Consider the following 12,847-nt stretch of genomic DNA (forward strand, 5'->3'; position numbering starts at 1 on the left):
ATCAGACGTAGATCCGCGTCGGCGCCTCATCAACGATCGCGTGCGGCACGAAGCGCGCTGTCGCGGGTGATCGCACTGTCGTCCTCGCGGATGCCGATGCCGCAGGCGTGGTCACCCACCACCCAGCTACCGATCAGCGGATAGCCGCCTTCGAAGCGGGTCAGCGGATGCGCGCTGGATTATCGCCGGGCCGCCGTAGGGACCGTCGCTGCGCTGGGTGCTGCCGTCGGCCAGGTGCATCTCGATGTTGGCGCCTTCGCGCGAGAACAGTGGCTTGCGCACCCAGCCCGAAGCCAGCGTGCTGCCGTCATCGAAGTGCGCTTCCAGCAGGTTCGGATGGCCCACGTTGCGCTGCCACAGCAGCGGCAGGATGCCCTTGTTGCTCAGCACCGCCTTCCACGCCGGCTCCAGCAGCTGCACGCCCGAGCCGGGCAGCGCGCGGCCGAACTCCTCGACCATCAGGTCTTCCAGTGGGTACAGCTTGAACAGCGTGCCGATCACCGAATCGTCCAGCGCGGTGAAGCGTCCATCCTCGGACAGACCGATATCCTCGATGGCGATGGCCTGGCCATGCAGGCCGGCCTGCGACGCACAGTCGCGCAGGTACTCCACGGTGCCGCGGTCTTCTTCCGAACTGCCCACGGCGCTGAAATACAGCGGCGGCGGCAGCTGCGTGGCCAGTTCGCCGAAGCGTTCGACCAGCGCTTCGTGGATCGCGTTGAACTGGTCGGCATGCTGCGGCAGGCGACCGGCATTGCGCTGGTCTTCCAGCCATTGCCACTGGAAGAAGCTGGCCTCGAACAGCGAGGTCGGCGTGTCGTAGTTCAGTTCGTACAGCTTGGCCGGGCCAGTGCCGTCGTAGGCCAGGTCCAGGCGACCGTACAGATGCGGCTGGCGCTGGCGCCAGCTGTCGGCGATCCAGTCGCGGTAATGCGACGGAATCGCCAGCTGGTCCATCAGGCGTTCGCTGCCGATGACATCGCCGACCAGGTCCAGCGCCATCTGGTGCAGCTCGGCGCTGGGGTCTTCGATGTCCTGCTCGATCTGGCGCAGGGTGAAAGCGTAATACGCGCTTTCATCCCAGTACGGCTGGCCGTCGATGGTGTGGAAGCGGAAACCCGCCTCTTCCGCGCGTGCCCGCCACTGGGCACGCTCGGCAATCCGGATACGCTGCATGGGTCGATCAGCCGCCGTAGCTGCCGCTGGTGCTGCGGCGTGCGCTGGTGTTGCCGAAGCCACCACGGCTGGCGGTGACCGCACGGTTCGGCTCGCTGGTGACCGGGGCCAGGCCCGCCTTGCCCGCGCCGATGCCGCTGGCAGTGTTCAGGCCGCCGCTGCCGCCCGGGGCCGGACGCGCCCAACCGGCGCTCTTGTCCTGGTAGGCCGGCGCCGACGCCGGCGCCTGCGGAGCCAAGCCGCCGCGGTTGCTCAGCATCTGCGACATGAAGAAGCCCATCATCATCGGGCCGATGAACGAGGTACCGGCCGAGGTGTGCTGCTGCACGCACTGTTCCGGCTTGTAGTCCTTCTCGCAGGCTTCCTTGCTGGCGTACTTCGGCGCCGCATCGGCGGCCTGCTTCTGCGCTTCGGCGAAGGCATTGCGGCACGACGAGGGATCGCCGGTGGCCTCGGTGCAGGCCTCCACCGAGGTGTACAGGCCTTCCTGCACCTTCACCTCCGGCTCCTTCTGGCAGGCGGTGAACAGCAGCGGTGCGGCGCTCATCAGCAGCAGCGCGGTGGTGCGGGAACGTTTCATGGCCTCATGCCCTGTCGACGGATCAATGCCCCAATGATGCCAAATCCGGACCAGCAACCGGAATCGGCAAAGTCCGAAAGATGAACGGACTTTCATTTTCGTCGGGCATTGGGGTCAGAGCCCATCGCGCCGCGATGGGATCCGACCCCGGGCGGCGCACCGCTCTGGCAGGTGCCAACCTTGGTTGGCACACACGGCACGGCGCCGACCAAGGTCGGCATCTACCGAAAACGGGTGGTTGCAGCAGCAACCGAAAAAATTGGCCATGATCGGGCGACCCCCACGTTGTACGGCCCGCCCGTTCCGCCAGCCATGCCTGAATACCGCTCCCGCACCTCCACTGCCGGCCGCAACATGGCCGGCGCCCGCGCCCTGTGGCGTGCCACCGGCATGAAGGACGGCGACTTCCACAAGCCGATCATCGCCATCGCCAACTCCTTCACCCAGTTCGTGCCTGGCCACGTGCACCTGAAGGACCTCGGCCAGCTGGTCGCGCGCGAGATCGAACAGGTCGGCGGCGTCGCCAAGGAATTCAACACCATCGCCGTGGACGACGGCATCGCGATGGGCCACGACGGCATGCTGTATTCGCTGCCCAGCCGCGAGATCATCGCCGATGCCGTGGAGTACATGGTCAACGCGCACTGCGCCGACGCGCTGGTGTGCATCAGCAACTGCGACAAGATCACCCCCGGCATGCTGATGGCCGCGCTGCGCCTCAACATCCCGGTGGTGTTCGTCTCCGGCGGGCCGATGGAAGCGGGCAAGACCAAGCTGTCCGAGCACAAGCTGGACCTGGTCGATGCGATGGTGGTGGCCGCCGATGACAGCGCCTCCGACGAGAAGGTCGCCGCGTTCGAGCGCAGCGCCTGCCCCACCTGCGGCTCCTGCTCGGGCATGTTCACCGCCAACTCGATGAACTGCCTGACCGAAGCACTGGGCCTGTCGCTGCCGGGCAACGGCACCACGCTGGCCACCCACGCCGACCGCGAGGCGCTGTTCCGCCGCGCCGGCCGCCTGATCGTCGAACTCTGCCACCGCTGGTATGGCGGCGAAGACCCGAGCGCTGCCGCGTGGCATCGCCACCCAGGCCGCGTTCGCCAATGCGATGACCCTGGACATCGCCATGGGCGGTTCCACCAACACCATCCTGCATCTGCTGGCTGCCGCGCAGGAAGCGGAGGTCGACTTCGACCTGACCCACATCGACGCGCTGTCGCGGCGCGTACCGCAGCTGTGCAAGGTGGCGCCGAACACGCCGAAGTACCACATCGAGGACGTGCATCGCGCCGGCGGCGTGTACGGCATCCTCGGTGAACTGGACCGCGCCGGCCTGCTCGAAACCACGGTGCCGACCGTGCACAGCGCCAGCCTGGCCGAAGCACTGGAACGCTGGGACGTGGTGCGCAGTGACAACGACACCCTGCATACCTTCTTCAAGGCTGGCCCGGCCGGCATCCCCACCCAGGAAGCCTTCAGCCAGGCCACGCGCTGGCCGACGCTGGACGTGGACCGCGCCGAGGGCTGCATCCGTTCGCTGCAGCACGCGTATTCGCTGGAAGGCGGGCTGGCCGTGCTGCGCGGCAATCTGGCCATCGATGGCTGCGTGGTGAAGACCGCCGGCGTGGACGAGTCGATCCATGTGTTCGAAGGCCCCGCGCGCGTCTACGAAAGCCAGGACGCCGCCGTCGCCGGCATCCTCGCCGACGAAGTGCAGCCGGGCGAGGTGGTGGTGATCCGCTACGAAGGCCCAAAGGGCGGCCCCGGCATGCAGGAGATGCTGTACCCGACCAGCTATCTGAAATCGAAGGGGCTGGGCAAGCAATGTGCGCTGCTCACCGATGGCCGCTTTTCCGGCGGAACCTCGGGCCTGTCGATTGGCCACGTCTCGCCGGAAGCCGCCAGCGGCGGTGTCATCGGCCTGGTGGAAAACGGCGACCGCATCCGCATCGACATCCCGGCCCGCCGCATCGATCTGCTGCTGGATGAGGCCACGCTGGCCCAGCGCCGCGCCGACGCCGATGCCCGCGGCTGGAAGCCGCGCGCACCGCGCCCGCGCAAGGTCACCAGCGCGCTGAAGGCTTACGCGCTGCTCGCCACCAGCGCCGACAAGGGCGCCGTACGCAACACCGCCCTGCTGGGCGATTGACCCCCGTGCGGTAGTGCCGGCCGCTGGCCGGCATCTGCACTGCGACGCCCCACATCAATGAGGTTGCCGGCCAGCGGCCGGCGCTACCCCTCCTGATCCGTTATGGTGGTCCAGGAAGTCACCAACACGGAGGTTGAGAGGATGTTGCTTTCCTTTGCGCTGGCCGCTGCCATCGCCACGTCAGCAGAACCGCCAGAAGCGCCCGAGTGCCGCTACGACCGTGCAGCGATGCTGGCGATGGAACCGGATGCGTTCGATCAGGACCTGGAAGGTGGCTGGCGCACGCTGGCCGACCGTGGCTGCCACCGTGAAGCTGCTGATCTGCTCGCCGCCTATGCTGCGCTGCCCAAGGCTGCGGGCAACACCATGATTCTCTGGCATGAAGGCCAGATGCGTGCGGAGGCAGGCCAGTACCCGCAGGCGGTAGCGCTGATGCAGCGCACCTACAAGCCCACCGCCACCGACCCCGGTTACTGGAACGCCTACGTGGACGGCACGATCGCCTTCCTGCAGCGTGATCGTGGGGCGCTGGAGAAAGCGCGAGCAAGGTTGATCGGGATTCCTGCGCCGGAGCAGATTGCCAAGGCGCTGAAGAATGGGCGTTATCATTTCACGACCGCCGGCGGGCAGAAGGTGGATGTGCCGTGGCCGCCCAACCTGGACGTGCTCGATGGCTTCCTGCGCTGCTTTGATCGCGATTACCACAATGCGATGGGCAACCAGGCCTGCCGGAATCCGGAGGGCGATTGAGCGACAGAGTGCGTGGTCGGGTCAGAGCCCTTCCTGCGGAAGGGATCCGACCCCGTCTCAGCCGATCACGCGCTTGAACGGTGGCAGCGCGTCGATGATGCGCTTGCCGTAGCGGCGGGTCAGCAGCCGCGAATCGAGGATCACCACGCGGCCGGTGTCGGTGGAGGTGCGGATCAGGCGGCCGGCGAACTGCGTCAGCGTGCGCAGCGCGTGCGGAATGGCGATCAGGTTGAAGGCATTGAGGCCACGCCCCTCGAACCACTCACTGAGCGTAGCGGTCTGCGGATCGGTCGGCACCGCGAACGGCACCTGGGTGATGACCACCGTGGTGCAGGCCTCACCGGGCAGGTCGAGGCCTTCGCCGAACGAGTTCAGCCCGAACAGCACCGAGCCTTCGCCTGCCGCCACGCGGCGCAGGTGCTCGTCGATCAGCCGGGTCTTGGACATCTCGCCCTGCACCAGCACCTGCTTTCGGCGCGCGGCCGACATCAGCCCGGCCACCTTCTCCATCTTCCAGCGCGAGGTGAACAACACCATCGAGCCCTTGGCCCAGTCCAGTTCGGTGTCGAGGTAGCGCGCCACTTCGCGCGGGTGGCCTTCGCGGTCGTCCGGGGTGACCGGGAACTTCGGCACGATCAGCTCGGCCTGGTTGGGCAGGTCGAACGGCGACGACAGCGAGACCATCTCGGCCTCTTCGGGAATGCCGTTGTCGATTGCCAGCGACTGGAAGTCGCCACCGCCGGTCAGCGTCGCCGAGGTCATCACCACCGAATCCACTTCATCCCACAGCAGCTTGCGCAGCACGTGCGCGGCCGACACCGGTGAGCCATGCAGCACCAGGTCGCCGTCGCGGGTGGCGGTGACCCAGCGCGCCATCGGCGGCGCGCCGTCCTTGTCCTCGCGGCGCCAGGCCTGCCACAGGTTGTACTGCTGCTCGATCATCTCCAGCGCCATGCCCAGGTTGCGCTGCAGGCGCTCGCGCGCGGCATCGTCCGGCTTGCCCTTGGCGACCTGCGCGGTGGCGGCATGCGCCCAGTTGTAGAGGCTGCGGGTGTCGTCGGCCAGCGCTTCGATCGGCTCGCGCCAGGCCTCGGGCAGGCGGCCATTGGCCGCGCGCCACATCGGCTCTTCGTCGGCCGGTGCCGGCATCCACACCCGCTCGATGTGGTCACGGAACGCGCGCAGCTGCTTGGCCACGTTGCTGGCGACTTCGATCGCTTCGTTCGGCAGCAGGTTGCCCAACCGATCCTTGTCGACCGCGCGGTAGGCGCCGGCGATCAGGATCTGCAGGCGACCGGTGCGCTTGGCCATCTCGTCCAGCGCCAGGCTGGCCGCGCCCTGGTCGATCGCCACGTTGCCGATGTGATGGCCTTCGTCCAACACCAGCAGCATGTCCGACGGCGGTGCGATCAACGGCTGGCCGTTGTCGCTGTCGCCGATCGACAGCGCCGACAGCAGCAGCGCGTGATTGGTGACCACGATCTGCGCATCACGCACGGTGTTGCGCGAACGCAGCACCGCGCACTGCGCCGAATAGGCGCAGCGGCGCCCGGCACAGCCCGAAGCCGGCGTGGTGATGTGGCTGCGCAGGCCGGGGCTGATGGTCTCCGGCGCGTTGTCGATGTCGCCATCCCAGCTGCCGCCGGTGAAGGCATCGGTCAGGCGCTTGGCGATGTCCATCTCGATCGGCGCCAGCGGCCGGTCAAACAGCGGCGCGTCATCCTCGAACATGCCGCCCTGCGAGCCCTCGCCCTGCGCCTCGGCGGCGTTGCGCGTGCACAGGTAGCGGGTACGGCCCTTGGCCAGCGCCACGGTCGCTTCCAGGCCGGTGGCCTTGAGGAAATTCGGGATATCGCGCTCGACCAGCTGCGACTGCAGCGCCACGGTGCCGGTGCTGATCACCAGCTTCTTCTTGCTGGCCAGCGCGATCGGCACGCCGGCGGTGAGGTAGCCCAGGCTCTTGCCGACGCCGGTGGGCGCTTCGACCACGCCGACGCCACCGCTTTTCGACAGCGCACGCGACACCACGCCGATCATCTGGCTCTGCGAGCGACGGGTGGAGAAGCCGGGGGTATTGGCCTGCAGCGTCGTGTACGCCTTGCGGATCGCGTCCTTCAAGGTGTCATCGAGCGTGCGCGGAGCGGCGACGGTTTCGGTCACGCCGGGAAGTACCGTGGCTGGATCAGGCCGGTCATTGTCGCATGGCCGGCCGCGTTCACCGTCGCTGGCACCCTGAACGGGCCAGCGACGACGCCAGGCGGCGGTCACGGTCCGATGGCCGGACCGCCCAAGGGCCAGATACGCCGGGCATGGCCCGGCGCTACCGGTCAGGATGCCGGGATCGTGCGGGTACGCAGCAGGCGCACCAGCGCCCACACCAGCAGCACCACGCCGATGGCCTCGACCATCGCCAGCGCGAAGTGCAGCACGCCAAGGATGGCACTCATGCCCGAGATGGCGTCGAAGTTGCCGCTGTTGATCAACCACATCGGCAGGATGCCGGCGGCCATGCTGCCGAGGCTGGACAGCAGCAACAGCACCAGGCCGACCAGGGCGCCGGTGCGGGTGGCATCGCGCGGTGCGCCGACCACCCAGACCAGGCCCACGCACAGTGCGATCAGCACCGGCAGGCGCACGCCCACGATGCTCAGCACCGTCACCATCAGGGTCGTGTTGTCCATCGATCAGTCCTCGCCGGCCAGCACGGCCGAGCCCTGCCGCAGCGTCTGGTAGACCTCGTCGGTCTGCGGACGCACACCGTGCCACTGCAGGAAGCTCTCGGCGGCCTGCTCGACCAGCATGCCCAGGCCATCCACAGTATTGCGGCAGTTCGCCGAACGCGCCCAGGCCAGGAAGGCGATGGCGGCCTCGCCGTAGTTCAGGTCGACGGCGGTGGTCATCGAGTTGACCAGCGACAACGGCAGCTTGAACTCGACGTCGCGGTCGCGGCCGGCCGAGGTGGCATTGACGATCAGTTCGAAGTCGCCCAGCTCGCGCAGGTCTTCCCAGTAGCGGCTGATCGCGCGGCCCGGTTCGCCCATCGCGTCGATCAGTTCATCGGCGCGTTCCGGCGTGCGGTTGACCACCACCAGCTCGGTGATGCCGGCATCAAGGAAGGCCGGAGCGACGCTGCGCGCGGAGCCGCCGGCACCGATCAGCAGCATGCGGCGGCCACGCAGGTCCAGGCCATGGCGGTCGGTCAGGTCACGCACCAGGCCGATGCCGTCGGTGGTGTCGCCATGCCAGCGGTCGCCCTTGCGCAGCAGCGTGTTGACCGAGCCGGCGCGGCGCGCACGTGCGGTCAGCGTGGTGCACACCGAGAACGCGGCTTCCTTGTGCGGCGAGGTGACGTTGGCACCGACACCGCCGTCGGCGGCGAAGGCTTCCAGGCCGGCCAGGAACGCATCCGGGGCCAGGTCGATCGCGCGGTAATCCACCGCGATGCCTTCCTGGCGACCGAACGTCGCATGGATCTGCGGCGACTTCGAGTGGGCAACGGGGTGTCCGAAGACGGCGTAACGGTCGGTCATGGAATCCTCAAGCTGGCTAGACTGATGCTCTTTCGTGCACGGACCCGGATGATGCGCATCACCCCGCCCCTGCTGGTGCTTGCCGCCAGTCTACTCTCTGCCCCCGTGGCGATGGCGTTGAACGAGTACGGCATCGAAGGCATGGGCGTGGTCTCGACCCGTGCCGACGAGGGCCGCGCCACGATCAGCGCCGATGGCCAGCGCATCGTTTTCGCCCGCCGTGGCGAGGCCGGTTGGGGCCTGTGGGAGGCGCGCGTGGTGGCCGGCCGCTGGCAGCAGGCGCAGGCCTTGCCGGTAGGCGTGGCCGGTGAGGTCCGTGATCCCTACTTCAGCCGTGACGGCCGCTGGCTACTGTTCGCGGCCGGCCGCGAGGGCGCGTTGGCGCTGTATCGGGCCGCGCTGGCCACCGATGGCCAGCTGGGTACCGCGCAGCTGCTGGCGGGCGACGCGGGCCGCCGGGAAGAGCGCGGGCCAGCCCTGAGCGCGGATGGCAGGCAGCTGTTGTTTGCCCGCCAGCAGGGCCGTGGCGCCGGCTGGGACCTGTTCGTGGCGACGCTGGATGCGCAGGGCCTGCGTGGCCCGGCCAGCGCACTGAGCGCGTTGAACAGCGCCGACGACGAGACCGACGGCGACTGGCTGGGGCATGACGGCGCCGTGGTGTTCAGCCGCGGCAACAGCACGTCCACGCAGGTGTGGAGCAGCGGCTGTGCGTGGACCGGTGCGGCGCTGCAGCCATTGGGGCTGTCGTTCAACCAGGCCAGCGGCTGGACCGGCGCGCCGGTGATCGACAACGCCAAGCCCGGCGAGATGATGGTCGCCAGCAGTGCGGCGAAGGCACCGCGTGCCGGTGGCGTGGATGTGTACCGGTTGGCCGTGCCGAAGGTGGCGGCGGTTGCGGGGTGCGTGCCGGGCGCACGGTGACGGCAAACGCCAACCAAGGTTGGCGGCTACCCGAGCGATGGAGGCGCCAGCTGCGTGCGGTAGATCCACGCCGTGCGTGGATGGCCGCTTGGTAGATGCCAACCTTAGTTGGCATGCGGGAAAGTGCCAACCAAGGTTGGCACCCACCCGTCAGCGCGACAACACCTTGGCGCGCAACTGCTCGTACTCCACTTCGCTCAGCTGGCCGTTGTCCTTGCGCTGGTTCAACGCGGCCAGTTCGGCCTGCACGCTGTCCGGCAGGGCCTGCTCACGGGCGACATGGCGGGCGGCGGAGAGCTGCTCCGGCGGGCGCTTGCCGGCCCGCCAGGCAGCGATGAAGACACCGACGATGATGGCGCCGAACACCAGCGTACCGATGCCCCAGATCAGCCATTGCATCCATCCCAGTTCGGGTCCCATCGCGTAATCCTCCGTCTATCGTGGCGCTATTGTCAGCGCTCGCGCAGCCATCGCGCCACCTGCGGCGCGAAATAGGTCAGCACGCCATCGGCGCCGGCCCGCTTGAAGCCCAGCAGCGACTCCAGCACGCAGGCGCGCTCGTCCAGCCAGCCATTGGCGAAGGCGGCTTTCATCATCGCGTACTCGCCGCTCACCTGGTAGGCGAAGGTCGGCACGCCGAATTTTTCCTTCACCCGGCGCACCAGGTCCAGGTACGGCATGCCCGGCTTGACCATCACCATGTCAGCACCCTCTTCCAGGTCCAGCGCGATCTCGCGCAGGGCCTCGTCGCCGTTGGCAGGGTCCATCTGGTAGGTCTTCTTGTCGGCCTTGCCGAGGCTGGTGGCGCTGCCCACCGCATCACGGAACGGACCGTAGAACGCCGAGGCGTACTTGGCCGAGTAGGCCATGATGCGCACGTTGATGTGGTTGTCGGCATCCAGCGCACGGCGGATCGCGCCGATGCGGCCGTCCATCATGTCCGAGGGCGAAACGATGTCGACACCGGCTTCGGCGTGCGATACCGACTGCTTGACCAGCGCCTCGACGGTGATGTCGTTCAGCACATAGCCCTTGTCGTCGATGATGCCGTCCTGGCCGTGGGTGGTGTACGGGTCCAGCGCCACGTCGGTCATCACCCCCAGTTCCGGGAAGCGCGACTTCAGCGCACGGATCGCACGCTGCGCCAGGCCGTCCTCGGCCCACGCCGCCGACGCGTCCAGCGACTTCAGCGACGGGTCGATCACCGGGAACAGGTCGATCACCGGAATGCCCAGCTCCAGCGCCTCTTCGGCCACCTTCAGCAGCTCTTCGATCGACAGCCGCTCCACGCCCGGCATCGACGGTACTGCGGTGCGGCCGGCCAGTTCGTGCACGAACACCGGGTAGATCAGGTCATCGGTGGTCAGCGTGTTCTCGCGCATCAGGCGGCGCGAGAACTCGTCATGGCGCATGCGGCGCGGGCGGTAAAGCGGGTGGGACATGGCAGGCTCCGAGGAGTGGCTATTGCAACAGGTAGCCCTGCGGCAGCAGGGGTTCGGGCAATGGGCGTTCGCCGAGCGCGTCGAGCTGGTCGATCTCGATCGTGCGCACCAGCGCGTCCAGCGGCAGGTCGTTCGGCTCCAGGCCGAACGGGTCTTCCATTTCTTCGCCCAGCTGGTCCAGGCCGAAGAAGGCATAGGCCAGCACCGCCGACAGCACCGGCGTGCCCCAGCCCAGCGAACTGGCCAGGCCGAACGGCAGCAGCACGCAGAACATCCACGCGCAGCGGTGCAGCAGCAGGGTGTAGGCGAACGGCAGCGGCGTGGTGAGGATGCGCTCGCAGCCGGCCTGGATCGACGACATTGCGTGCAGGCGCTCTTCCAGCTGGGTGTAGAGGATCGGGTCGAGGTCACCGGCACGCAGGGCCTGGGCCAGCTCGGCGGCGATCATCGACAACAGCGCGTCGGGCACGTTTTCGCGCTGGCCGAGCTGTTCGCGCTGGCGCTTGTCCAGCCATGGCAGCGCCATCAGCGCCACGATACGCCCGCGCAGGCGACCGGCCAGGGCATGGGCGAAGGCGGTGGTGAGGTAGGCGATGCGGCGACGGCGGCCCGCGTCATCGGCCAGCAGCAGGTTGACCTGGCGGGCCAGCGAGCGCGATTCGTAGACCAGCTGACCCCACAGCTTGCGGCCTTCCCACCACCGGTCATAGCAGGCGCTGTTGCGGAAGCTGAGGAAGATCGACAGCACCAGGCCAAGCAGGGTGAACGGCGTGACCGAGACACGCTCGATGCCGGTCGGTGGCGCCAGTTCCACCACTGCGGCCACCGCAATGGACAGGATCAGGATGGCCAGCACCTTGGGCGCGATCGCTTTGACGATCGAACCGCGCAGGATGTAAAGCAGTTGCCAGCCGTGGGGACGGGGTCGGATGATCATGGGGCAGCCGCGCCGGGCGCGGATTCACAGGCACGCGGGGGGCTCGCGCAGCCATTCATTGTACGCCCCTGCCCGGCCATGGACCGTGCGCCTGCGACGCCCTGTCGCACCCGGGTGCGGGCTCAGATCACGCCGCCACCCAGGCCAAGGCGCAGGATGCCGACCACCACCACGATGCCGTTCAGCACCAGCCCGGCCCAGGCCCGGCCGCGCTTGCTCGGGTGGGTGAACAGGATGCCGAGCGCGGCGATGACCGCGCCCACCGCAGCGAACGGGATCAGGAACCAGTTGCCCCAGCCCAGCAGTGGAATCAGCGCCAGGATCATCCACAACAGCGCCAGTACGCCCCACAACAGACTGATCACACCCATGCCGCTCTCCCGCAGTTGGTTCCTGCCCCAACCATAGACGTTCCCGCTGCCGCCGCCTACTGCCATTGGCGGGGCTGTCACCCCCGCCGTGCTAGCGTGCTGCCGTGCGTGCCCTGGCCCGGGTGTTGGCGCCGATTCAGAGTGGCCCGCCGATGATCGCAACCAGTCCTACAGGGGTCGTGCCATGAACATCCGTTGGGCCGCGTTGGCGGCCATCCTGCTGGTCGCCGCTGGCTGTGCCAGTACCTCCAAGGTGATGCTGGGCCGCGCCCGCGCACCGATCGATCCGGCGCTGGTGCAGATCTATTCGACGCCACCGGCCGGTTCCCAGGAAATCGCCCAACTGGAATCGGCGTCCGCCGTCGGCTTCGGCACCCAGGGCCAGACCGATGCCGCCGTGGCACGCCTGAAGCGTGAGGCCGCCGCGCTCGGCGCCAATGGCGTGGTGTTGATGGGCGTGGGCAGCAGTGGCTCGCCGGTGGGCATGTCGGTCGGCGCCGGCACGTTCGGCTCGCACGTCGGTGGCGGCGTCGGCATCGGTATTCCGACCACGCAGAAGCGCGCCGCCGGCGTCGCGATCTGGGTGCCGAATCCGGCACCGCCCGCGCGGTTGCCGACACAGGTGATTACGCCGCAACCGCAGCGGTGACCCGAGAGGGTCACCGCCGGTAGTGCCGGCCGCTGGCCGGCAACCTCAGGAATCCTCTCTGCCCAAGGGAAATGCCGGCCAGCGGCCGGCACTACCCCTGCAATAACCGACGCATCGCTCTGGTAGGTGCCAACCTTGGTTGGCACGAAACCCACAGCGCCGACCAAGGTCGGCATCTACCAACACCGGTTGCCGGCCAGTGGCCGGCACTACCCCTGCAACAACCGACGTATCGCTCTGGTAGGTGCCAACCTTGGTTGGCACGAAACCCACAGCGCCGACCAAGGTCGGCATCTACCAACACCGGTTTCCGGCCAGCGGCCGGCACTACCCCTGCAACAA

At 68.1% G+C, this 12,847-nt stretch carries 11 protein-coding genes and 2 pseudogenes; 4 read left to right on the forward strand and 9 right to left on the reverse strand.

Going from position 1 to position 12,847, the window contains the following annotated elements:
- Position 1: 1 nt before the first annotated feature.
- Positions 2-1,176, reverse strand: a pseudogene (locus tag ACZK2V_RS22095) (glutathionylspermidine synthase family protein).
- Positions 1,177-1,183: 7 nt separating this feature from the next.
- The gene (locus ACZK2V_RS22100) at positions 1,184-1,756 is read right to left on the reverse strand and encodes a DUF1190 domain-containing protein (RefSeq protein ID WP_032973640.1); all 573 of its coding nucleotides are present in this window, start codon (positions 1,754-1,756) and stop codon (positions 1,184-1,186) included.
- 312 nt (positions 1,757-2,068) lie between these two features.
- Between ACZK2V_RS22100 and ilvD the strand changes: the two are divergent.
- Together ilvD and ACZK2V_RS22110 are read left to right on the forward strand one after the other, a co-directional pair.
- Positions 2,069-3,905: pseudogene (gene ilvD, locus ACZK2V_RS22105) on the forward strand (dihydroxy-acid dehydratase).
- A 141-nt stretch (positions 3,906-4,046) separates the two neighbouring features.
- Positions 4,047-4,655 carry a hypothetical protein gene (locus ACZK2V_RS22110; protein WP_486322813.1) on the forward strand — a complete coding sequence of 203 codons (609 nt, stop codon included), beginning with the start codon at positions 4,047-4,049 and terminating at the stop codon, positions 4,653-4,655.
- 57 nt (positions 4,656-4,712) lie between these two features.
- On the opposite strand, the gene dinG is transcribed toward ACZK2V_RS22110, so the two are convergent.
- From dinG to aroE, 3 genes are all read right to left on the reverse strand, one after another.
- Entirely contained in the window at positions 4,713-6,815 is a 2,103-nt protein-coding gene (dinG, locus tag ACZK2V_RS22115) for an ATP-dependent DNA helicase DinG (protein WP_486322814.1), read from the reverse strand.
- A 167-nt stretch (positions 6,816-6,982) separates the two neighbouring features.
- Positions 6,983-7,336 carry a hypothetical protein gene (locus ACZK2V_RS22120; RefSeq protein WP_049400872.1) on the reverse strand — a complete coding sequence of 118 codons (354 nt, stop codon included), beginning with the start codon at positions 7,334-7,336 and terminating at the stop codon, positions 6,983-6,985.
- 3 nt (positions 7,337-7,339) lie between these two features.
- Positions 7,340-8,185 carry a shikimate dehydrogenase gene (gene aroE / locus ACZK2V_RS22125; protein ID WP_049400873.1) on the reverse strand — a complete coding sequence of 282 codons (846 nt, stop codon included), beginning with the start codon at positions 8,183-8,185 and terminating at the stop codon, positions 7,340-7,342.
- A 48-nt stretch (positions 8,186-8,233) separates the two neighbouring features.
- Between aroE and ACZK2V_RS22130 the strand changes: the two genes are divergently transcribed.
- Positions 8,234-9,106 (forward strand): TolB family protein, encoded by an 873-nt coding sequence (locus ACZK2V_RS22130; protein ID WP_180844670.1) that lies wholly within the window; start codon positions 8,234-8,236, stop codon positions 9,104-9,106.
- A gap of 150 nt (positions 9,107-9,256) precedes the next feature.
- On the opposite strand, the gene ACZK2V_RS22135 is transcribed toward ACZK2V_RS22130, so the two are convergent.
- The 4 genes from ACZK2V_RS22135 to ACZK2V_RS22150 all read right to left on the reverse strand — a co-directional run bounded on the left by ACZK2V_RS22135 (position 9,257) and on the right by ACZK2V_RS22150 (position 11,856).
- The gene (locus tag ACZK2V_RS22135; RefSeq protein WP_049424121.1) at positions 9,257-9,526 is read right to left on the reverse strand and encodes an SHOCT domain-containing protein; all 270 of its coding nucleotides are present in this window, start codon (positions 9,524-9,526) and stop codon (positions 9,257-9,259) included.
- 32 nt (positions 9,527-9,558) lie between these two features.
- Complete coding sequence (hemB, locus tag ACZK2V_RS22140) at positions 9,559-10,548, reverse strand: porphobilinogen synthase (RefSeq protein WP_279912897.1); 990 nt, start codon at positions 10,546-10,548, stop codon at positions 9,559-9,561.
- Positions 10,549-10,567: 19 nt separating this feature from the next.
- Positions 10,568-11,485 carry a bestrophin family protein gene (locus ACZK2V_RS22145; protein ID WP_087923940.1) on the reverse strand — a complete coding sequence of 306 codons (918 nt, stop codon included), beginning with the start codon at positions 11,483-11,485 and terminating at the stop codon, positions 10,568-10,570.
- Positions 11,486-11,607: 122 nt separating this feature from the next.
- Positions 11,608-11,856, reverse strand: coding sequence for a hypothetical protein (locus tag ACZK2V_RS22150; RefSeq protein WP_006475755.1), 249 nt, complete (start codon positions 11,854-11,856; stop codon positions 11,608-11,610).
- A 184-nt stretch (positions 11,857-12,040) separates the two neighbouring features.
- Between ACZK2V_RS22150 and ACZK2V_RS22155 the strand changes: the two genes are divergently transcribed.
- Entirely contained in the window at positions 12,041-12,505 is a 465-nt protein-coding gene (locus tag ACZK2V_RS22155) for a hypothetical protein (protein WP_014038879.1), read from the forward strand.
- Positions 12,506-12,847 lie beyond the last annotated feature (342 nt).

The organism is Stenotrophomonas sp. 93052_Sma (genome assembly GCF_056481145.1).

What these genes read in the sequence shown, in the direction of transcription:
- ACZK2V_RS22100 (WP_032973640.1), bottom strand. Translation starts at nt 1,756, where the DNA reads ATGAAACGTTCCCGCACCACCGCGCTGCTGCTGATGAGCGCCGCACCG.
- ACZK2V_RS22110 (WP_486322813.1), top strand. Translation starts at nt 4,047, where the DNA reads ATGTTGCTTTCCTTTGCGCTGGCCGCTGCCATCGCCACGTCAGCAGAA.
- ACZK2V_RS22120 (WP_049400872.1), bottom strand. Translation starts at nt 7,336, where the DNA reads ATGGACAACACGACCCTGATGGTGACGGTGCTGAGCATCGTGGGCGTG.
- aroE (WP_049400873.1), bottom strand. Translation starts at nt 8,185, where the DNA reads ATGACCGACCGTTACGCCGTCTTCGGACACCCCGTTGCCCACTCGAAG.
- ACZK2V_RS22130 (WP_180844670.1), top strand. Translation starts at nt 8,234, where the DNA reads ATGATGCGCATCACCCCGCCCCTGCTGGTGCTTGCCGCCAGTCTACTC.
- ACZK2V_RS22135 (WP_049424121.1), bottom strand. Translation starts at nt 9,526, where the DNA reads ATGGGACCCGAACTGGGATGGATGCAATGGCTGATCTGGGGCATCGGT.
- hemB (WP_279912897.1), bottom strand. Translation starts at nt 10,548, where the DNA reads ATGTCCCACCCGCTTTACCGCCCGCGCCGCATGCGCCATGACGAGTTC.
- ACZK2V_RS22145 (WP_087923940.1), bottom strand. Translation starts at nt 11,485, where the DNA reads ATGATCATCCGACCCCGTCCCCACGGCTGGCAACTGCTTTACATCCTG.
- ACZK2V_RS22150 (WP_006475755.1), bottom strand. Translation starts at nt 11,856, where the DNA reads ATGGGTGTGATCAGTCTGTTGTGGGGCGTACTGGCGCTGTTGTGGATG.
- ACZK2V_RS22155 (WP_014038879.1), top strand. Translation starts at nt 12,041, where the DNA reads ATGAACATCCGTTGGGCCGCGTTGGCGGCCATCCTGCTGGTCGCCGCT.